This is a genomic window from Corynebacterium provencense (assembly GCA_900049755.1).
Lineage (GTDB): Bacteria > Actinomycetota > Actinomycetes > Mycobacteriales > Mycobacteriaceae > Corynebacterium > Corynebacterium neomassiliense.
In genome coordinates this window covers 543,240-562,659 of record LT160592.1, presented here as the reverse complement: position 1 = coordinate 562,659, position 19,420 = coordinate 543,240, and the positions used below count along the sequence as shown (strand labels likewise).

Annotated in this window: 18 protein-coding genes; 11 read left to right on the top strand and 7 right to left on the bottom strand. The window is 67.5% G+C overall.

The genetic code is table 11. The annotated features are described in order from the left end of the window. Nucleotides 1-11 precede the first annotated feature (11 nt). The 4 genes from mtrB (at nucleotide 12) to secA (ending at nucleotide 8,487) form a co-directional block, all read left to right on the top strand. On the top strand, nucleotides 12-3,917 hold the full coding sequence (gene mtrB, locus BN3906_RS14955; protein WP_390620314.1) for an MtrAB system histidine kinase MtrB: 3,906 nt from the start codon (nucleotides 12-14) through the stop codon (nucleotides 3,915-3,917). A 494-nt stretch (nucleotides 3,918-4,411) separates the two neighbouring features. Continuing rightward, nucleotides 4,412-4,729, top strand: coding sequence for a hypothetical protein (locus BN3906_RS14950; RefSeq protein WP_261796808.1), 318 nt, complete (start codon nucleotides 4,412-4,414; stop codon nucleotides 4,727-4,729). A gap of 244 nt (nucleotides 4,730-4,973) precedes the next feature. Then, nucleotides 4,974-5,654 (top strand): ribosome hibernation-promoting factor, HPF/YfiA family, encoded by a 681-nt coding sequence (gene hpf, locus BN3906_RS02475; RefSeq protein ID WP_066583663.1) that lies wholly within the window; start codon nucleotides 4,974-4,976, stop codon nucleotides 5,652-5,654. A gap of 265 nt (nucleotides 5,655-5,919) precedes the next feature. After that, nucleotides 5,920-8,487, top strand: a complete 2,568-nt coding sequence (gene secA, locus BN3906_RS02470) for a preprotein translocase subunit SecA (protein ID WP_066583660.1) — start codon at nucleotides 5,920-5,922, stop codon at nucleotides 8,485-8,487. A 106-nt stretch (nucleotides 8,488-8,593) separates the two neighbouring features. Here secA and BN3906_RS02465 read toward each other — a convergent pair whose 3' ends face one another. Continuing rightward, complete coding sequence (locus tag BN3906_RS02465; RefSeq protein ID WP_187119879.1) at nucleotides 8,594-9,241, bottom strand: Rv3235 family protein; 648 nt, start codon at nucleotides 9,239-9,241, stop codon at nucleotides 8,594-8,596. 59 nt (nucleotides 9,242-9,300) lie between these two features. Between BN3906_RS02465 and BN3906_RS02460 the strand changes: the two genes are divergently transcribed. Continuing rightward, on the top strand, nucleotides 9,301-9,711 hold the full coding sequence (locus BN3906_RS02460) for an HAD family hydrolase (RefSeq protein ID WP_066583658.1): 411 nt from the start codon (nucleotides 9,301-9,303) through the stop codon (nucleotides 9,709-9,711). Between the two features lie 2 nt (nucleotides 9,712-9,713). After that, complete coding sequence (locus BN3906_RS02455; RefSeq protein WP_066583656.1) at nucleotides 9,714-10,241, top strand: DUF6912 family protein; 528 nt, start codon at nucleotides 9,714-9,716, stop codon at nucleotides 10,239-10,241. Here BN3906_RS02455 and rsgA read toward each other — a convergent pair. Together rsgA and aroA are read right to left on the bottom strand one after the other, a co-directional pair. Beyond that, nucleotides 10,238-11,257, bottom strand: coding sequence for a ribosome small subunit-dependent GTPase A (rsgA, locus tag BN3906_RS02450; protein WP_066583655.1), 1,020 nt, complete (start codon nucleotides 11,255-11,257; stop codon nucleotides 10,238-10,240). The genes BN3906_RS02455 and rsgA overlap by 4 nt on opposite strands. A gap of 6 nt (nucleotides 11,258-11,263) precedes the next feature. After that, on the bottom strand, nucleotides 11,264-12,547 hold the full coding sequence (gene aroA / locus BN3906_RS02445) for a 3-phosphoshikimate 1-carboxyvinyltransferase (RefSeq protein ID WP_066585882.1): 1,284 nt from the start codon (nucleotides 12,545-12,547) through the stop codon (nucleotides 11,264-11,266). Nucleotides 12,548-12,695: 148 nt separating this feature from the next. On the opposite strand from aroA, the gene BN3906_RS02440 reads away from it, so the two are divergent. The 3 genes from BN3906_RS02440 (at nucleotide 12,696) to rsrA (ending at nucleotide 14,464) form a co-directional block, all read left to right on the top strand. Then, a complete protein-coding gene (locus BN3906_RS02440) occupies nucleotides 12,696-13,412 on the top strand; it encodes an SOS response-associated peptidase (protein WP_066583653.1) in 717 nt (238 codons plus the stop codon). A gap of 64 nt (nucleotides 13,413-13,476) precedes the next feature. After that, entirely contained in the window at nucleotides 13,477-14,112 is a 636-nt protein-coding gene (locus tag BN3906_RS02435) for a sigma-70 family RNA polymerase sigma factor (protein WP_066583648.1), read from the top strand. Between the two features lie 7 nt (nucleotides 14,113-14,119). Next, nucleotides 14,120-14,464, top strand: coding sequence for a mycothiol system anti-sigma-R factor (gene rsrA / locus BN3906_RS02430; RefSeq protein ID WP_066585880.1), 345 nt, complete (start codon nucleotides 14,120-14,122; stop codon nucleotides 14,462-14,464). Nucleotides 14,465-14,588: 124 nt separating this feature from the next. On the opposite strand, the gene BN3906_RS15395 is transcribed toward rsrA, so the two are convergent. Both BN3906_RS15395 and BN3906_RS02425 read right to left on the bottom strand, forming a co-directional pair. Beyond that, complete coding sequence (locus tag BN3906_RS15395) at nucleotides 14,589-14,663, bottom strand: 50S ribosomal protein bL37 (protein WP_370513275.1); 75 nt, start codon at nucleotides 14,661-14,663, stop codon at nucleotides 14,589-14,591. 135 nt (nucleotides 14,664-14,798) lie between these two features. Beyond that, the gene (locus BN3906_RS02425; RefSeq protein WP_066583646.1) at nucleotides 14,799-15,059 is read right to left on the bottom strand and encodes a WhiB family transcriptional regulator; all 261 of its coding nucleotides are present in this window, start codon (nucleotides 15,057-15,059) and stop codon (nucleotides 14,799-14,801) included. 496 nt (nucleotides 15,060-15,555) lie between these two features. On the opposite strand from BN3906_RS02425, the gene BN3906_RS02420 reads away from it, so the two are divergent. Continuing rightward, the gene (locus BN3906_RS02420; protein ID WP_066583644.1) at nucleotides 15,556-15,996 is read left to right on the top strand and encodes a hypothetical protein; all 441 of its coding nucleotides are present in this window, start codon (nucleotides 15,556-15,558) and stop codon (nucleotides 15,994-15,996) included. Nucleotides 15,997-16,097: 101 nt separating this feature from the next. Here BN3906_RS02420 and BN3906_RS02415 read toward each other — a convergent pair whose 3' ends face one another. Together BN3906_RS02415 and BN3906_RS02410 are read right to left on the bottom strand one after the other, a co-directional pair. Continuing rightward, nucleotides 16,098-17,399: an Rv3212 family protein gene (locus BN3906_RS02415; protein WP_066583642.1), complete on the bottom strand. Its 1,302-nt coding sequence runs from the start codon at nucleotides 17,397-17,399 to the stop codon at nucleotides 16,098-16,100. Between the two features lie 205 nt (nucleotides 17,400-17,604). Further along, nucleotides 17,605-18,975 carry a DEAD/DEAH box helicase gene (locus BN3906_RS02410; protein WP_066583640.1) on the bottom strand — a complete coding sequence of 457 codons (1,371 nt, stop codon included), beginning with the start codon at nucleotides 18,973-18,975 and terminating at the stop codon, nucleotides 17,605-17,607. Between the two features lie 133 nt (nucleotides 18,976-19,108). On the opposite strand from BN3906_RS02410, the gene BN3906_RS02405 reads away from it, so the two are divergent. Next, nucleotides 19,109-19,330: a DUF3107 domain-containing protein gene (locus BN3906_RS02405; RefSeq protein WP_066583638.1), complete on the top strand. Its 222-nt coding sequence runs from the start codon at nucleotides 19,109-19,111 to the stop codon at nucleotides 19,328-19,330. Nucleotides 19,331-19,420 lie beyond the last annotated feature (90 nt).

The following is a 19,420-nucleotide window of genomic DNA, read 5'->3' as shown; positions in this document are numbered from 1 at the left end:
GCCGGGCGCCAGTGAGCAGTCTTCCCCCCGGCGCAGGTGAAGGTCGGGATGACAGGGGCACCGAGGGGGTCACGGACCCTCCGGTGCACCATGTCCGGCGTGCGCTCGGCCGCTCGATACTGCCGTTCTCCCGGGGCCGCGGCACCTCCCGTGCCGAACGTGGAACCACCGGTCACGGGGCGTCCCTCCCACCGGGAACCCCGCCCGTGCCCGAGGAGGACCCCCGGACGGTTCCGCGCGGTGAGCTCGAGGGGGTGGGCTACCGGGACATTGTCCGTCTGCTGCTGAGGCAGCCGAGGACCTTTCTCCACCGCAGCAGGCAGGTACTGGCACAGCGGTGGCGGACCTCCAGCCAGGTGCGCGTCATCGGCAGTGTGTTCCTGTCCTCCCTGGTGGTCATCATGACCCTGGGTTTCGTCCTGACCAGTTTCGTCAGCCAGCAGCTGCTGGACGAGAAGCATGACGTCGCCGTCGCCGCGATCGACAGCTCCCGGGCGACTGTGGAGGAGCAGATCCGTTCCTCGGACACCTCGAACTCCCTCCAGCTGAGGATCAATGCGGCCCGGGCGGCGCTGACCGAGAGGATCAGCGGCACCGACGAATCATCGGGAGGGTCGAGCACTGTCTTCGAGCCGGTGGTCATTGCCCCGGACATCAACGGCAGGGACGTCTCCAGTCCGGAGCAGCAGCAGATTCCCGAGAGTTTGCGCACATTCGTCAGGCAGGGGCGTGTAGCGGACCAGTACGCGACGGTGGAACGGGCGTCGGGGAAGTACAAGGCGCTGATCATCGGCAGTCCGGTCTCCTCGGACATCCAGGGGCTGGAGCTCTACCTGGTGCTTCCCCTCGACAACGAAGAGTCGACCCTGGGTCTGATGCGGGGTCTGCTGTTCGCCGGCGCGGTGGCGCTGATGGTGCTCCTGGTCGTCATAGCCTGGGTGTTCTCCCAGCAGCTCACCGTTCCTGTGCGCACCGCCTCACGTATTGCGGAGAGGTTCGCGGCGGGGCATCTGCGGGAGCGCATGGCCGTCGACGGTCAGGACGAGGTGGCGCGGCTGGCGATGAGTTTCAACGAGATGGCTGAGAATCTCTCCCACCAGATCCGACAGCTGGAGGATTTCGGTTCCCTGCAGCAGCAGTTCACCTCGGATGTGTCGCACGAGCTGAGGACTCCCCTGACCACGGTGAGGATGGCGGCGGACCTCATCCACGACAGTGCCGGGGACCTTGACCCGATGACCCGCCGGGCCTCGGAGCTGATGATCTCGGAGCTGGACCGGTTCGAGATGCTGCTCGGGGATCTGCTGGAGATTTCGCGTCATGACGCCGGGGTCGCCAATCTTTCCCTGGAGACCGTCGACGTCCGGGGGGTGGTGAAGTCCACCCTGGAACAGGTGCGCGCCATTGCCGAGGAAGTGGGCTGCACAATCAACCTGGATCTTCCTGAGGAGCCGGTGAATGTGCCGGTGGATTCCCGCCGGGTGGAGCGTATTCTGCGAAATCTGCTGGCCAATGCCATCGACCACAGCGAGGGCCGGCCGGTTGACGTGACCATGAGGACCGGTGACGGTTCCCTGGCGGTGACGGTGGTGGACCACGGGGTGGGGCTGAAGCCGGGGGAGGCGGAACTGGTGTTCAACCGGTTCTGGAGGGCTGATCCGTCGCGGGAGCGGCGGACCGGGGGAACGGGTCTGGGTCTGGCGATCGCCAAGGAGGACGCCCAGCTCCACGGAGGACGCCTGGAGGCTACCGGCGAGCCTGGTGTCGGAGCCTGTTTCCGGCTCACCCTGCCTCTGGTCCCCGGCGAGGAGGTGCGCACCTCTCCGCTGCCCCTGGAGGTCGACACCGTCCCGGTCTCCGCGGCGGTCCCGGCGGCAGCAGCTGGTCCGGCCCAGGGTGTCGAGGACGTTTCGGCAGGGTCAGACACCGTCGGAGCAGGTCCCGGTCCCGCGGACGATCTGGTCGACAGGGACGGCGGGGGAGTGCCCGACGGCCCGGCCGTTGGCCGGTTCTTATACGCCACGTGCGGCGGAACAAAGACCGGGGGCGGGGTCGCCGCCGGGGCCCTCGGGACCGGGGTCCCCGGGACTGTCGGCGAGCGGCACATCCGGCGCGTACCGAGGTCCCGCAGAGCAGTGACGGGGGCTCTGGCGGCGGCGACGCTGTTCGCCGCGGCGGGGTGTGCGTCGATTCCGGGCAGTTCGACCCCTGAGGTGGTGAGCACCTATGCCGCGTCGCCGAGTCTGGACAACGTGCCGTCACCCCAGGCGGGACAGGCCCCCGACCTTCTGTTGCGGTCGTTCTTCTCGGCGTCCGCCCACCCACTGAACAACCACCAGGCAGCCCGTGCCTTCCTCACCTCTGAGGCGGACGGGCAGTGGCAGGACGCCACGGGCACCCTCGTCCTCGACAGGATCGACCTCAATGCCGACGGCACGGCCTCCGGCAACCGGCTGACGTACACGGTCCGGGGAACTGTGACGGGGACGCTCGGTACGGGCGGCACCTACCAGCCCGGGTACCGGTCCTACGAGAACACGATCGACATGGTGCTCGTCGACGGCAACTGGCGGATAGACAGACTTCCGTCCGGTGTGATCATGGACCGCAACGACTTCACGTCGACGTACCAGCCCCGGGACGTCTACTTCCTCGACCCGACCCGCCGCTATCTTGTCCCTGACCGTCGGTGGACCTATTCGAGGCAGGACAATGTGGGTACCTCGCTGATGTCCCTGCTGGCGGCGGGTCCCCGTGACAGTCTCGCGGACGGGGTGGTCAGCGCCTTGCCGTCGGATGTGGTCGTCCAGGCACGCTCCGAGGACAACGGCAGTTTCACCGTGGACCTTTCCGGGCTCGCGGGTACCTCCGCCGACGAACTGCGGGCCCTGTCCGCCCAGATCATCTGGACGCTCGCCAGTTCTGATGTGCGGGGACCCTACCGGATTCTCGCTGACGGGGCGCCAGTCTCCACCCGGGGGTCCGGTTCAGGGCCGGGCGCGGATCCCGGTGGCAGGGAGACGCCCCGGGAGTCCTGGACTGTCGACGACGTCAGAGAGTTCGACCCCCACGCCATGCCGGCGCAGCCTCTGCGCGCCCTGCGTGACGGTGCTCTGGTGGAGGTCGGTGACAGCGGTGCGTCGACCGTCGACGGCTGGACGTCGTCGGGGCAGCTCGAATCGGCGGCGTTCTCGTCCGAGGGGATGGTGGCTGCGGTGAGCGGTCGTGGTGACGAGGAACGTCGCCTGCTTGTCGGTGAGCCGACGGAGTCTCCGGTGACTGTCCACACCGCCGGTCAACTGTCCCGCCCGTCGTGGACGGCCGGTGGGCAGACACTGTTCGCGGTGGCTGACGGGACCCGCGTCCTGAGGTGGGCGAGAGCGGCGTCCGGCGGCATGACAGAGGTGAACGTGGATTCGCGGGAGCTGGGGTCACTGGGTCTGGACCGGCCGATGATCAGTGAGTTCACCGTGTCCAGGGACGGGACCAGGGCGGCGCTGATCGTCAACGGTCGTCTGTACGTCAGTGTCCTCGAGAACACGGGGGCGTCCCAGGACTCCTCCGGACCGCGCCTGGGAACCCCGGTTGCGGTGGCTCCGAATCTGGGGGACACCGCGGTTTCGGTGGGGTGGCGTCCTGACGGTGCCCTGCTGGTCGGAACCCGGACGAACGACACCCCGGTCTGGGTCGTCGCCGTCGACGGCTCCCAGCAGACCCAGCTGACCTCACGCAATGTCACCGCGCCGGTGGTGGCTGTGGCGTCGACGGGGGTGACCGAGTACATCCTTGACAGCCGTGCCCTGCTGCAGATCGACTACGGGTCGGCGGGGTTCGGGGAGACCGATTCGACGGACGACTTCTGGCGTGAGGTTCCCGCACTGCAGGGGGCACGGGCGGTACCGGTCACGGTACGGTGAGAGTGGACAGCTGGCGTGGGGACGCAGGGGAGGGGCCGGATGCGGTGGAGTGGACGGGCGGGACGCCGCGCTGCAGCGGTGACGGAGTTCGCCGACAAGGTGCTCAGGGACGCCGCCTCACTGGTGTGGCGGGTGGACTGTCCCGCCTGCGCCCGGACGGAGGTGACGGAGGTGTCCGGCGGGGCGGGCCTGTGCAGGGACTGTGCGGTGGAGCTGCGTCGACTCCCTGAGCGGACCGGTGCGGCCGGTGTGCTTCCCGTCGTCGCCGCCGGCCCCTACGGTGGCGCGCACCGGGCCGTGGTGCTGGCGGCCAAGGACCACCACCGTCCGGACGCTGTGACGGTGATGGGCGAGGTGTTCGCGGGGGTGGTGAGGCATCTGGCGGGTCTCGGGGAAGTTCCGGACCCGAGGCTGGCCCCGGTGGTGCTGTTGCCGGCACCGACACGCCCGTCGGCGGCGCGGGCCCGTCGGCGGCGCGGGCCAGGGGAGGCTGCGTGGTCGAGCGGGCGGCGCAGGTGGCGGCGGCGGGTCTCGGGGGCGCGGCGGTGTGCTGCCCCGTCGCCTGTCTGGAGGAGGGCACTCCGGACTCGGTGGGGCTGGGGCGGGCGACACGGGCGGTCAACATGTCGCGGGCGGTGAGGCTCCGCCGGGAGGGGGTGACGGAGGTGCTGAGGATCCTGCGGACGCCGGGGGCGGTCGCCTGCGTCGTCGACGATGTCTGCACGACCGGTGCGACACTCACAACGTTCAGTCTGGCTCTGGCCACTTACGGGGTATTCCCCCGCGTGGGGGTGGTCGTGGCGCAGGCGTGAGGGCACTGTAACCGGGACGCGGGTGATGCAGGGGTGCCTGGTCAGCCGTTGAGCGGGTGTCGCAGGATGTTGAAGCGCGCTTTCCGGGTGTCACAGGGGTGTCGGCCGGGTGGAACCGGACACCGCGGGACAGCCGGACGTGGGGGTCTCCAGGTATGGTGGCGGTACAGGAAGGTCACCACTTCACGGGACGCCAGGGCATCCGGCCGTGGCCCCGGTGACCTCGGAAATCGGGAGGTTGAGCATGGCTGTCAACGAGCAGACCACCGCAGACGAGGGCGTTGTCGCCCCGGAGACCCAGGTTGAGATCACCGGCCGCAACGTGGAGATTCCCGAGCATTTCGCGGACCGGGTGAACGCGAAGCTCGCGAAGGTCGAGAGGCTCGACCCGACCCTGACCTACTTCCATGTCGAGCTCCAGCATGAGCGGAACCCGCGCCGGTCGGACGAGTCCGACAGGATCCAGATCACCGCCACCGGTAAGGGTCACATCGCCCGTGCCGAGGCGAAGGAGGATTCCTTCTACGCTGCGCTGGAGGCGGCCGTCGCGAAGATGGAGCGGTCCCTGCGCAAGGTCAAGGCGCGGCGCCGCATCTCCCGGTCCGGTCACCGTGCACCCGTGTCTGTCGGGGAGGCGACCGCTGACCTGGTCAGGGAGACGGAAGCGCCGGAGGAGACCCCCGGGCCCTTCGACGTGGACCCGTACGCCGACCGTTTCCTTCCCGGTCAGGTGGTCCGCAAGAAGGAACACCCCGCTACCCCGATGAGCGTTGACGAGGCACTCAGCGAAATGGAACTGGTCGGTCACGACTTCTTCCTCTTCGTCAACGAGGAGACCGGGAGGCCTTCGGTGGTCTACCGTCGCCGTGCCTACGACTACGGCCTGATCGCACTGAAGGCTCCGGTGGTTCCGGGGGCTGAGTGACAGGTATGCGGCGGGGAGTCCCCGGAGACAGTTACGGGACGGCACCGTGCGGTGCCGGGCCTGTACGGTCGGCCGGGGTGCCTGCACCTCTGACGTGACCTCGGTTCTGCGTCGGGCCCACGCGGGGGCGGTCCGCCTGTGAGGGCGGTGTGAAGGGGGACACGGTACGTCCGGGACGGGGTCCGGACCGGTATACTGGGGGTTCGATCACGCTCGACCATGCGCATCCATGCGCGACCGGCAACAGCAGAAGGACAGGCAGCACGTGCTAGGACTTTCGAAGATTCTCCGACTCGGTGAAGGACGGGCCGTCAAACGACTGGCAGCCGTCGCCGACCAGGTCATCGCCAAGGAGGAGGAGTACTCCTCTCTCAGTGATTCCGATCTGCAGGCGAAGACTGGGGAACTCAAGGAGCGGCTCGAGTCCGGGGAGACCCTGGACGACATCCTGCTCGACGCTTTCGCCACTGCGCGCGAGGCGTCCTGGCGTGTGCTCGGTCAGAAGCACTACAAGGTCCAGATCATGGGTGGCGCCGCGCTGCACTGGGGCTATGTAGCAGAGATGAAGACCGGTGAGGGCAAGACCCTGACCTGTGTCCTGCCGGCCTACCTCAACGCTCTGGCGGGCAAGGGCGTCCATGTCGTCACCGTCAACGACTACCTCGCGAAGAGGGACTCTGAGTGGATGGGCCGTGTGCACCGGTTCCTCGGGCTGGGCACGGACGTCATCCTCGCGGGCAAGCGTCCCGCTGAGCGGAGGGACGCCTACAACGCCGACATCACCTACGGGACGAACAACGAGTTCGGGTTCGACTACCTGCGTGACAACATGGCGCACTCCCTGGACGACCTGGTCCAGCGCGGTCACAACTACGCTGTCGTCGACGAGGTGGACTCCATCCTCATCGACGAGGCGCGTACCCCGCTGATCATCTCCGGACCCGTCGGCGGGTCCTCGCAGTGGTTCACCGCCTTCGCCCGCATCGTGCCGAAGATGCAGCTGGACATCCACTACGAGGTCGACCGGCGCAAGAAGACCATCGGCGTCCGCGAGGAGGGGGTGGAGTTCGTCGAGGACCAGCTCGGCATCGACAACCTCTACTCTCCGGAGCATTCGCAGCTCGTCAGCTACCTGAACAACGCCATCAAGGCCAAGGAACTGTTCACCCGGGACAAGGACTACATCGTCCGCAACGGTGAGGTGCTCATCGTCGACGAGTTCACCGGACGCATCCTGGAGGGGCGCCGGTACAACGAGGGTATGCACCAGGCGATCGAGGCGAAAGAGAACGTCGAGATCAAGAACGAGAACCAGACTCTCGCGACGATCACCCTGCAGAACTACTTCCGCCTCTACGACAAGCTCTCCGGGATGACCGGCACCGCCGAAACCGAGGCGGCCGAGCTCAAGTCGATATACAAGCTCGATGTCGCGCAGATCCCGACCAACAGGCCGAACCAGCGGACGGACGACGTCGACCTCGTCTACAAGACCCAGGAGGCGAAGTTCGCCGCAGTCGCTGAGGACATCGCCGAGCGGGTGGAGAAGGGCCAGCCTGTCCTGGTCGGCACCACCTCGGTGGAGCGGTCGGAGTACCTGTCCCAGCTGCTGCAGCGCCGTCACATCCGGCACAGCGTCCTCAACGCGAAGTTCCACTCCCAGGAGGCCGAGATCATCGCCCAGGCGGGTCGCCTCGGTGCGGTGACGGTGGCCACCAACATGGCAGGGCGCGGCACCGACATCGTCCTCGGCGGAAACCCGGACATCATCTGTGACATCACTCTCCGCGAGCGCGGGCTGGACCCGGTCGAGGATCCGGAGGCATATGAGGCCGCCTGGGACGAGGAGATCGTCAAGGCCCGTGCACGTTCCGAGGAGGAGGCGGAGAAGGTCCGCGAGGTCGGCGGGCTCTACGTCCTCGGTACGGAACGTCACGAATCCCGCCGCATCGACAACCAGCTCCGTGGCAGGTCCGCGCGCCAGGGCGACCCGGGGGAGACCCGGTTCTACCTGTCCATGCGTGACGACCTGATGACAAGGTTCGTCGGACAGACGATGGAGGCGCTGATGACCCGCCTCAACGTCCCCGACGACATGCCCATCGACTCGAAGATGGTCTCCAACGCCATCAAGGGGGCCCAGGCCCAGGTGGAGAACTCCAACTTCGAGATGCGCAAGAACGTGCTCAAGTACGACGAGGTCCTCAACGAACAGCGCAAGGTGATCTACGGCGAACGCCGGCAGATTCTTGAAGGTGAGAACGTCGAGCAGAACATCCGCAACATGCTCGACGACACCATCGCCGCCTACGTCGACGGTGCGACTGCCGAAGGCTATGTGGAGGAGTGGGATCTCGACGAGCTGTGGAAGGCTCTCGAGGCACTGTACGGGCCGGGGGTGGTCGCCCAGGACCTCATCGACGGCTCCGAGTACGGCAAGCCGGGAGAACTGTCCGCCTCACAGCTGCTCCAGGCACTCCAGGACGACGCCCACGCCCAGTACGACGAACTTGAGCAGGCGGTCGCAGCGATCGGCGGGGACGACCAGATGCGTCAGCTGGAACGCGGCGTCCTCCTCAACGTCGTCGACCAGAAGTGGCGCGAGCACCTCTATGAGATGGACTATCTCAAGGAGGGCATCGGACTGCGGGCCATGGCGCAGCGCGATCCGCTGGTCGAGTACCAGCGTGAAGGCGGGGACATGTTCCGCAGGATGAATGACGGCATCAAGGAGGAGACGGTGCGTCAGCTGTTCCTCATCCGTCGCCAGTACCAGGCGAACGCGGAGAAGAACAGTGCGGACGCCGCGACCTCCGGTGCCACACCGGCCTGAGATTCCGGGACCGAGATAGGAACCGGGAATCCCGGATCCGGTTCTCTGCCTGTACTCCACCGGTCCACTGTGGGACAGGTCCGCCACCCTCCGCGGGTGTACGGGTTCATACCAGGGTGACGCCCTCCACCCGCCACTTTGACCGGTGACGGGCCAGGTGGCCCACAACGGCACGGACACGGCCGTCCACTGCGGCACTCGCGGTGAACGACACCCTGCGCCGGTGTGAGGGGGGAAGACTCACACGCAGCAGCTGGGAGGCGACCCCCTGCCGGTGGTCGATGTCCAGTCTGATCCGGTTCCGGAGCTCGTCGATGACAGCCGGCGAGTAGGGTCCGCGCCGCAGTACACTGACCGGACGACGTCCGTCATAGGCCTCCAGCCAGCACTGCAGCAACCGTGCAATCTCCCTGGTGACGGCCTCACGGGCCTCGGGGCCGGGGCTGGACAGCACCCCGGTGACGTCCCTGCCGGGAGAGGAGGCGCTCGTGACAGCTTCCTGCCCGGGCGCTTCCTGCCCGGACACTGCCGCCGTCGCGTCACCGGGTGTGCCGGAACTGTCGCCGGATCCCCTGTGTGCCGCCGCCCCTCCTGCAGGACGGCGCAGGTACACCTTGCCCGGAACCGGTGCGGTACAGGCACCCGACCCGTTGACGTCTCCGTAAAGCCCTTCGGCGTCCCCCGCGTCCGCCGTCCCCTGTCTGTCCCCCGTGCCGTACGTGACGGCAGCAGAGGTCCTCCCCGAAATCCCCATGCGCCACATCCTAGACCGCGGACGGCGGGAAGGGGAGGGGGCGTGGCACAATACGGGGTATGCGAGCACTGATTGTGGACTACTGTGGCGTCCTTGACGGCGCGGAGGAGGACCGTCGGCGATGGCGCAAGGTCCTCACCGCCGCGAAGGAGGCCGGCTACGGCACGGCAATTCTCTCCAATGATCCGGGAGGTCCGGCTGCGGACCCGATCCGCAGCTGGCAGGAGGCCGGCTACGTGGACACCGTCGTCCTCTCCGGGGAGGTCGGGGTGGACAAGCCGGATCCCGGTATCTTCCGGATCACCGCGGACCGCCTCGACGTCCCGGTCAACGACTGCATCCTCATCGACGATTCCATCCTCAACATCAAGGGCGCCGTGGAGGCCGGACTCATCGGCGTCTACTACCAGCAGTTCGACCGCGCGATCGTGGAGATCACCGGTCTGCTCGGACTGGAAGGGAACTTCTGACCATGTCTGAGCAGCAGGGAACTGTCCGGGTGTATCTTCCCGCCACCTTCAGCATGCTCGGAGATCTCGCCCGGGACGGAAAGATCGCCGTTCCCTCCGGGGTGGGTTTCGCACTGACCCCGGCGCTGCGGGAGTTCTTCACCGCCGGCGATGACGAGGAGATCGAGTACCACGCTTTCCTCGAGGCTTCCCGGGCGTCCCTCCGGCTGCTCAGCGCGGGGGGTGAGGAGAAGTTCCCCCACCGGCGCGTGGTTGTGTCGGCGGACCTGCCCGCGGAGTCGGTCACGCCCGCGCCGGAGAAGGGGGATGCGGTTGTCGAGCTGTCACCCGCGGAACTGGAGGTCGGCCAGTTGGCGGCGGTCCATGTCGACGACAGCGGCAATGAGGCGGCGACCGCTGCTGCCGTGGAGGTCGTCGACGCAGCCGACCTGGGGGACGAGGACGCCGAGATCACGCTCGGCGACTGTGAGGACAACCTGATGAGCTGGTACGACGCCCGGGAACTCGGCGTCCTCGTCGAACTGCTCTAGAGCTCCCAGTCGTTGTTCGAACGCAGGGCCCCGAGCAGTGTCCTCACCGCGGTGACCCTTCTGGCACTGGCCCCGGTCAGACGGTCGAGCGCGCACTCCGGATCCGACGGGGGACCCAGGTGGGAACATCCGCGGGGACAGTCCGCGATGACGTCACGCAGGTCTTCGAATGCGTCGATGACCGTGTCCGGGTCGACGTGGGCCAGGCCGAAGCTCCGGATGCCGGGGGTGTCGACGATCCATCCGGGCTTTCCGGTGTCCGCGGGGTCGGGCAGGCGCAGAACCACGGACTGGGTCGAGGTGTGCCGGCCTTTCCCGACTCCGGAGACGGCCCCGGTGGCCCGGTCCGCGTCAGGTACGAGGCGGTTGACAAGCGTGGACTTTCCCACGCCGGAGTGCCCGATGAGAGCGGTGAGATGTCCACGGACCACCTCCTCCACGGGGTCGAGGGGGTCGTCGCGCCCGCAGACGATGACTTTCACGTCCAGGTCCGTGAACTCCGAGGCGAAGTCCGAGGGGTCGGCCAGATCCGATTTCGTCAGACACAGCACCGGGGTGAGGCCCCCGGCGTACGCTGCGATGAGAGCCCGTTCGACGAATCCGGAACGTGGCGGGGGATCTGCCACAGCAGTGACGATGAGAAGCTGGTCGGCGTTGGCGACCACGATCCGCTCGTAGGGGTCCGTGTCGTCGGCGGTACGGCGGAGGACGGTCCTGCGTTCCTCGAGGCGGACGATACGGGCAAGGGTCCCGTCACGGCCCGACGTGTCGCCGACGACGGCGACCCTGTCCCCGACGACGACGGGGGTGCGTCCCAGTTCGCGGGCACGCATACATATCGCGGGGGGAGTGTCCGGTGCAGCGCCGTCGAGTACCACCCCCCAACGTCCGCGGTCCTTCGTCACGACCATGCCTGTCTCGGCGTCCCGGTGGGTGGGCCTGTCTTTGGTCCTGGGCCGTGACCCGCGGCCCGGACGGACCTTGACGTCAGATTCGTCGTAACGCCGTCTCGCCATCAGGCGCTACACCCCCACCATCTGCGACCAACGCTGTTCGAAGTCCGGCAGTGTCTTGCTGGTGGTGGAGATGTCCTCGACCCTGACCCCCTCGGTGACCAGCCCGAGGATCGCCCCGGCGGTGGCCATCCTGTGGTCGGCGTAGGTGTGCCACAGTCCTCCGTGCAGCGGTGCAGGGTCGATGACCAGGCCGTCGTCGGTCTGGGTCACTCCGCATCCCAGGTTCGTCAGCTCGCTCTCCAGCGCAGTCAGACGGTCGGTCTCGTGTCCGCGCAGATGGGCGATCCCGTACAGGTGGCTGCGACCGTGTGCCAGCGCACAGAGAGCGGCCACGGTGGGCGTGAGCTCTCCGATGTCGTGCATGTCCCAGGTGATGCCGTTGAGGCGTCCACCTTCGTCACCGCGGACCACGAGACAGCCGGTGTGGGTCTCATGTTCCACGGACACCCCCATGTCGGCGAGGACAGTGCGGAACTGGTCACCGGCCTGGGTCGTGGTCACCGGCCAGTCGCGGACCCGCACCTCACCGCCTGTGACCGCCGCCGCGGCGAGGAACGGGGCAGCGTTGGACAGGTCCGGTTCCACCGACCAGTGACGTCCCCGGACGGGCCCGGGCCGGACAGTCCACCTGTTGAAGCTCACGTCCACCTCCACGCCGGCCTCCCGCAGCATCTCCACGGTCATCTCGATGTGCGGCTGACTCGGCACGGCCGGGCCGACATGGACGACGGTGACACCCTCGTCGAAGCGTGGGGCGGCGAGAAGAAGCCCTGAGACGAACTGTGACGATTCCGAGGCGTCGATCCGGACTTCACCGCCGTGGACCCTGCCTTCGCCCACGACCGCGAACGGCAGCGGTGAACTTCCGTCCCCGGATTCGATGATCTTGACCCCCAGAGCCCTCAGCGACGCCAGGGTGGTGCCCATGGGACGCGACCGTGCCTCACGGTCGCCCTGGAACCACACTTCTCCGTGCGCCAGGGCGGCGACCGCGGGGAGGAACCTGAGCACGGTACCGGCCAGCCCGCACCGGACCTCGCCGCCGTGCAGTTCGCCCGGGGTGACGATGACATTGTCCCCGTCGTTGACGACGGTGGCCCCCAGAGTGCGCAGGGCGTCCGCCATCAGCAGGGTGTCCCTGCTGCGCAGGGCGCCGGTGATCACCGAGGGTGCGTCCGCGAGTGCGGAAAGGAGCAGGGCACGGTTCGTGATCGACTTGGAACCGGGGACGGACACGGTGGCGGTGACGGGGGACGGGGCGAAAGGTGCGGCCCACGGTGTTGCACTCATGGTCTCCAGTGTTCCATGACCCCGCCCGTGGAGCCACGGCCGGGTGAGACACAGGCGGAGGCTCACGGCGGGAATGCCGGCAGGGACCGTGCGGGGCACAGGTCCGGTTCACAGGACAGACCGGGGCAGGACGCGTAGTTTGGCCGGTATGTGCGGCCGTTACGTCCTGTTCAGCTCCACCGAGACACTGGTCTCCGCCCTGACGACGCGACTGGGCGAACAGGTGCACCCGGTAGCGTCCGGCGGCGGCAGCGGCGGGCATATCATCGGACCCAGCTGGAACACTGCCCCGACCCACCGGATCCTCGTCGTCCGCAGGTTCAGGGGAAAGCTCATGCTGGGACCCGCTGTCTGGGGCTACCGGGCGCCGTGGAGTCCGGGCAGGGTTCTGTTCAACGCCCGCGGTGAGACCGCCTTCGACAAGGCGTCCTTCCGCGGGTCCGAACCGGCCCTGGTCGTCATGGACGGATGGTACGAGTGGTACGTGGACGGAGCAGGGGCGAAGACCCCGTACCTGGTCGTCGGGGACGGCGTCCTCACGGTGGCGGGGCTCGTCCGGCCCGACGGGGAGGGGAACCTGCGGTCGACCGTGGTCACCTCACGGTCGGTCGAACCGGTGGCCTGGCTGCACGACCGGATGCCGCGGCTGCTCTCCGGGGGGCAGGACGGGGGCGAGGCACTGCACTGGCTCGACGGGGACGGGCCCTCACTGCGCGCGCTGGCGTCCTCCCCTCCGGGTGGTCCGGACACTGCCGCACTGCAGGCCAGGGAGGTCGACCGTCGGGTAGGTGATGTCTCGGTGAACGGCCCCGAGCTTCTCCGCGATGTCGCCGGAGGCCGGCCCGGGGATATCATGGGGGAATAAGGCCGTTCACGTGAACCGTTGACTCCGGTGGAACGGCACAGACCGCCGACGATGCAGAGGAGCCATGGGCAATACCGTGAAGCGCACGGACGACAGCGACGAGCAGCTGCTCGCCCGCTTTGAGGCGGACGCGCTGCCCCTGCTGGACCAGCTGTACGGTGCCGCACTCGGTATGACACGGAACCCTGCGGACGCCCAGGACCTGGTCCAGGACACCTACATGAAGGCCTACCAGGCCTTCGGGTCCTACCGTCCGGGGACGAACCTCAAGGCGTGGATGTACCGGATCCTGACGAACACCTACATCAACGAATACCGCAAGGCCCAGCGTCGTCCCAGGGAAACCTCCGACGAGGAGGTCACCGACTGGCAGCTGGCGGATGTGGCTTCCCACGATTCGACGGGACTGCGTTCCGCCGAGATCGAGGCACTGCAGCGCATCCCCGACAACAGGATCCGTGACGCCCTCATGGAACTCTCCGACGACTACCGCATGGTCGTGTACTACGCGGATGTCGAAGGCCTCCCGTACAAGGAGATCGCCGAAATCATGGGAACCCCCATCGGGACGGTGATGAGCCGGCTGCACCGCGGGCGCAGACAGCTGCGCACCCGCCTCAAGGATGTCGCCGCGGAGCAGGGTATCGGACTGGACTCGACGGAACCTGCGAAGAAGACCGCAGCGAAGACGAAAGCGTGAGATGACGATGACTGACAACCAGAGGAAGTTCCACTCCGACTGCGACGACCTCGTTGACGTTCTCTACGAGTACGTGGACGGCGGGTGCGACGAGAGCCTGCGGGCACGGTTGGCCGCACATGTCGAGAACTGTCCGACGTGTCTGGAACAGCTGGGTATAGAACAGCAGGTCCGTCAGCTGCTCCGTGCCAGGTGCTGCAACTCGGCCCCGGAGGATCTGCGGGGCCGGATCGTCACCGCACTGCGGTCGACCACGGTCCGGAGGACAGTCGGTTCGGGGGACAGCGCCACGGTGACCGAGGTGACCGAGGTGACCGCGTCCGTCAGGCGGGTGCACTTCGACCGCGGCTGAGACTGGGCGGGAGCGGTCCGGAATGACGGGGGACCGGTGGAGCGGAGGTACCGCAGCCGGTGACGCCGGAGGCCCGTCCGGAGAATCTGAATTCTCCGGACGGGCCTCCGTCCTGTCTGTCGCCTCAGGCGTTCGGGCGCTTACCGTGGTTGGCGCCCTTCTTGCGACGGTCCTTACGCTTACGGCCACGCTTGCTCATGGTCACTCCTCAGATATGTCGACGGGTTTCCCCGAAAACAATCTCGGGGTTTGCAACTTCGCCAGTCTACCGAGGCGTGTCAGCGGAGTGGAAATCCCCCCGGTGCTGGCGCTGTTCCCCGGCAGTCCGTGCCTGTCAGACGGTGGCGCGGGTCCTGGTGCGGCCGCGGTTGTTACGGCGCTTGAGGGCGCGGCGCTCGTCCTCACTCATGCCGCCCCACACGCCGGCGTCCTGTCCGGACGAGATCGCCCAGGCCAGGCAGTCGTGGGTGACGGGGCACTTGTTGCAGACGAGCTTGGCTTTGGCGATCTGAGCGAGGGCAGGGCCGGAGTTGCCGACCGGGAAGAAAAGCTCGGGGTCTTCGCTGCGACAGATTGCCTGGTGACGCCAGTCCATGATGATCTTCTCCTTGAAAGGTAGTCGGTGTCTGCGGAAATGCAGGACAACTGCAGTCAGGACAGGGTGGTGGCCCCGGGCGCGGATGAACGCGCCCGGACCACACAGTGACCGGTCCGGGTCGTCGGGTGTGAACGGAAGAGAAGCGAAGCGGGGGCGGTTGTGGAAGTCACCCCGGCTGTCGCCGGATAGCGGAGGGAGCGTGACCCCGGTGATTAACCGGTGTGTAACCTGCAGGCCCTCTCGCTGTTACGAGATAGATAATGGCACGGAACCGACGGCTCCGCTAGGGGTGAGCGAAAAAGAGTGGGGCATGTCACAGTAGTTCGATTTGGTTCTTCGGGTAAGGCTCGACTAATAGACCGACCTGTTCGCGATTGCAGACTCGTGGACTCCTGGACTCCTGTCCTACCGGCCGACGTGCCCGACAGGTCGACGTGTCCGTCGGGGGCGTGCTCCGTCCGGACCGGGGACGCGGACGCTAGGATCGGTGACCATGAGTGCCCGTGGCCGCCGAGAGCAGAACAGTGCCGGAGAATCCCGTCCCCTCGTCCTTCCACCGAGCGTCCGCTACGCCGGATGGCTCGGAATCATCGAGGGGGCGGTCGGCCTGGCGGTGGCCGTTGTCATGATCGTCCGGGAACTCAACGGCTTCCACGACGAGGGAGCGAAGATCAGCGGCTACGGCACAGCGCTGTGGTTCATCATCTTCGGTGGGGTGGTCGCTGTCGCCGGTTGGTTCCTCAAGGACGGCAGACGGTGGGGCAGGGGGCCGGTGGCGATGGTCAGCATGATACTCGTGCTCGTGTCCTACTACATGTTCACCTCGGGGCGTCCTGAGCTCGGTGTTCCCACTGTCCTGGTGGGACTGGTGGGTCTCGCACTGTTGTTCAACCCGTCCGCCGTGGAGTGGGCGGCCCGCCGCTACGGCGACTGAGAGGCTGTGTCCGGCCCGGGTTCGCTCCGGCGGCCGGGACAGGAACGGCGCGCGACGGCCGGGACAGGAACGGCGCGCGACGGAGTCGGCGTGGCCGGGGGTCAGCCGCGGTCGCTGAGCCCGACCACGGTGTCGCCGCGCTGTTCGACGACCGTCTCCCCCTGGACGCGTAACGTCACCGGACCGCTCCAGTCGCCACGGTCCACGGGTATCACCCGCTCGATGTGTCCGTCGCTCCAGTCCACCACGGCCACTCCTGCCCGGACAGGCAGGAGAAGACGTCCTCCCATCGCAGCCCCGGTGCCCAGGGCAGGCACCGAGAACTTCGGGGCCAGGTCGGAGGGGCCGAAAGCTGTGACCCGTTCCCCGTCGAACCAGGTCATGTGGTGGGGGAGATCCGCCGTCTGCGGGATGAACAGGGACGGTTCCGCGGTACCGGCGACAGCACCGCCGGAGGACGCCGCCCGCGCCTCCGGCGACAGTACCGGGGCAGGCTCCGTGGGATACTCCCGGTACGTCCCGTCGGTGCGCAGAACCTGGAAGCGGTTGCCCGATCCGTCATCCGGGACGTAGATGACCACGGCGTCCTGACTGACGGCGACGAGCTCGGAACCTGCCGGCACCGTGAAGTCGTGGACCGTCTCCGGCTCGGAGGAGTCCTCCGGATCAGCGCCGAGAAGACTGACACGGCGCTCACCGTCGGCGTCGTCCGGACACTGCACCGCCACGGCCAGATTCTCCTTACGAGTCAGTGACGAGGTGAAGGTGCATCCGTCGGTCGGCTGGTCCCCGGGGTTGACCGGGATCTCCTGGTGTCCGACCTCCACGGTCCGTACAAGATCTGACCTCCACAGCTCCACACGGTCACTGCTGAGCACCCCGATGTGGTCCAGGGAACGGAAGAGGCGGACGTCGGAGTCGGCGAGGGCTGAACGGGTGTCCTCGTAGACGCCCGTGCCTACGCTGAAACTCGTGGCCTCGCCGCACCCCTTGGGCCCACGGTAGACCGCGACCACCCGGGACCAGCCGCCGGAGACACCGCACAGTTCCCGGTCCCGTGAGTAGGACCACACCTCGTGTCCGTCAGCGGCGTCGACGACGGAGACTCTCCCGGCACCGGTGAGCACCACTGCGCCGTCCAACGTCAGCGGTTCCGGTGAGACACCGGAGTCGGTCGAGGCTCTCCACACCTCTGTCAGTGATGAAGGAGGTGCAACGGTGCCGGAGGTCGAAGGGGCCACGGCGTCACCGGGTGCCGCGGTGGAGTGCGCGGTACCGCGGGCGTCGGACAGTATCCAGGTACCTACCACGACCAGCAGGACCACGACGACGATCAGCGCGGTGACGGTGAGATCGGTACGGCTGCGGCGCTCCGGAGAGGGGAGGACGGAACGGCGGCTCACCTGGGCGCCCCCGGTGAGCGGCGGGCAGGACGCCGGCGGGCTCTTTTACACACCGCGGTGTGTATAAGAGAAAGGGAAAGGACAGCAGGGCTCGCCACCCTGGTGGACTACCTGCGTGGGGGAGGGGACGCGGAATCGGTCAGGGTCGCGACCGCGTCGAAGGAAGCGGCGACCGACCTGCGCGCCGGACTCACCGAGCTGTCTCTTATGCACAGCTCGGGCGCTCCCTGCGCGCGGGTGCGGTGGCCGCCCCTGAGCCGTGGACCCGCAGAGGCCGTCCGACCCGGTCGGTCACACTGTCCGGAAGGTTGAACTCCGCGAGAAACTCAGGGGAGGTGGAGAACCACCGCGGAGGATCGGGGAAGCCGAGGCCGAGGGTGTCGTCGATGGCCTGCCACCGGGTCAGGTCGTCCCAGTCGACCAGGGTCACCGCCACGCCGGAGTGGCCGGCCCGTCCGGTGCGGCCGATCCGGTGGACGTAGGTCTTGTCGTCCTCGGGTACCTGGTAGTTGATGACATGGGTGACATCCTCGACGTCGATGCCCCTGGCAGCCACGTCGGTGGCGACCATGATGTCGACCGAACCGTCCCGGAAAGCCTCCAGGGACCGCTCCCTGTCGTTCTGTCTCATGTCCCCGTGGACGGCCCCGACGCGGAAGCCGAGCCCCGCGAGATTCTCGGCGACAGTCGCGGCGGTGCGCTTGGTGCGGGTGAACACGATGGTCCGGCCGCGGCCCGGGGTCTGCAGGATCCTGGCGAGGACGCTGAGCCGGTCGAGACGGTGTGACTGGAGGACAATCTGCCTGGTCGTGGCATGGGTGGCACGGGTGGAGGAGTTGTCCGCCCTCACCCTGACGGGCCGGTTCATGAAACTCCTCGTGAGAGCGACGACCGGGCCGGGCATCGTGGCCGAGAAGAGCATGGTCTGGCGGTGAGGGGAGGTCTGTGCCATGATCGCCGTGACGTCGTCGAGAAAGCCCTGGTCCAGCATCTCGTCCGCCTCGTCGAGGACGAGAACCTCCACATGGGACAGGTCGAGAATCTTCTGCCGGGACAGGTCGAGAAGACGTCCCGGCGTCCCGACGACCACATCTGTGCCGGCGGCAAGGGCGGTGGCCTGCTTCTCGAAAGGGACGCCGCCGTAGACGGCGGTGACGCGGAACGGTCGTACGTCACCCCCGGTACCTCCCCCGTTGCCTTTGCCGTCACTCTTGCCGTCGCTTTTCAGGGGCGACGCCGGTGCGGTGAGGTGGACGGCGGCTGCGGAGAGATCCTCGGTGACCTGGAGACAGAGCTCCCTGGTGGGCACCACGACCAGTCCACGGACCGTGCCGTCGAGGTCGGTGACGTCAGCGTCGTCGAAGAGGCGGTCGAGCACCGGGATCCCGTACCCGAGGGTCTTTCCCATACCCGTCCTGGCCTGTCCGATCAGGTCCTTGCCCGTCAGTGCGAGGGGGAGGGTCCTCTCCTGGATGGCGAACGCCCGGTCGATGCCCTGTTCACCGAGGGCGTCCACGATCTCCGCGGCGACGCCGAGGCTCCGGAACGTCGGTCGGGTGCTGTCCACTGCCACCATCCTCAAGTTGTCGTTGGCGCTATGATGGTCAACGTTACAGCGCCGGTCGGCCCGGGAGGCCACCGGCGCTCACCAGAGCCCGTCGGTGTCCGTCACTGCGGGACCATTTCGTCGAAAGGTGTGGTCTGCCCACATGGATATCAAGGTCGGCTTCGTCGCCTCCCCGCGGGACATCGTCATCAACTCGAAGGAGGACCGGGAGGCGCTGATCGACAGGGTCGGGAAGTTCCTCGCCGGTGACTCCGGCACCCTCAGCCTCGAGGACAGCAAGGGCGCGGTCGTGATCCTCGTCCGCGACCAGGTGGCCTTCATCGAGGTGGGCGCCTCGACCGCCCGCGCCGTCGGCTTCATCTGACAGGTACGGAGAGTAACGAGGGGATGCGGGGCGCCTGCACACAGTGACGCACAGGAACGAAGGTGGCCGGACGAGGGTCACCGACCCTTC

Bases quoted from the DNA above. Each gene is read 5' to 3' on its own strand.
- hpf (WP_066583663.1), top strand. From the start codon at position 4,974: ATGGCTGTCAACGAGCAGACCACCGCAGACGAGGGCGTTGTCGCCCCG.
- BN3906_RS02465 (WP_187119879.1), bottom strand. From the start codon at position 9,241: ATGGGGATTTCGGGGAGGACCTCTGCTGCCGTCACGTACGGCACGGGG.
- BN3906_RS02460 (WP_066583658.1), top strand. From the start codon at position 9,301: ATGCGAGCACTGATTGTGGACTACTGTGGCGTCCTTGACGGCGCGGAG.
- BN3906_RS02455 (WP_066583656.1), top strand. From the start codon at position 9,714: ATGTCTGAGCAGCAGGGAACTGTCCGGGTGTATCTTCCCGCCACCTTC.
- rsgA (WP_066583655.1), bottom strand. From the start codon at position 11,257: ATGGCGAGACGGCGTTACGACGAATCTGACGTCAAGGTCCGTCCGGGC.
- aroA (WP_066585882.1), bottom strand. From the start codon at position 12,547: ATGAGTGCAACACCGTGGGCCGCACCTTTCGCCCCGTCCCCCGTCACC.
- BN3906_RS02440 (WP_066583653.1), top strand. From the start codon at position 12,696: ATGTGCGGCCGTTACGTCCTGTTCAGCTCCACCGAGACACTGGTCTCC.
- BN3906_RS02435 (WP_066583648.1), top strand. From the start codon at position 13,477: ATGGGCAATACCGTGAAGCGCACGGACGACAGCGACGAGCAGCTGCTC.
- rsrA (WP_066585880.1), top strand. From the start codon at position 14,120: ATGACTGACAACCAGAGGAAGTTCCACTCCGACTGCGACGACCTCGTT.
- BN3906_RS02425 (WP_066583646.1), bottom strand. From the start codon at position 15,059: ATGGACTGGCGTCACCAGGCAATCTGTCGCAGCGAAGACCCCGAGCTT.
- BN3906_RS02420 (WP_066583644.1), top strand. From the start codon at position 15,556: ATGAGTGCCCGTGGCCGCCGAGAGCAGAACAGTGCCGGAGAATCCCGT.
- BN3906_RS02410 (WP_066583640.1), bottom strand. From the start codon at position 18,975: ATGGTGGCAGTGGACAGCACCCGACCGACGTTCCGGAGCCTCGGCGTC.
- BN3906_RS02405 (WP_066583638.1), top strand. From the start codon at position 19,109: ATGGATATCAAGGTCGGCTTCGTCGCCTCCCCGCGGGACATCGTCATC.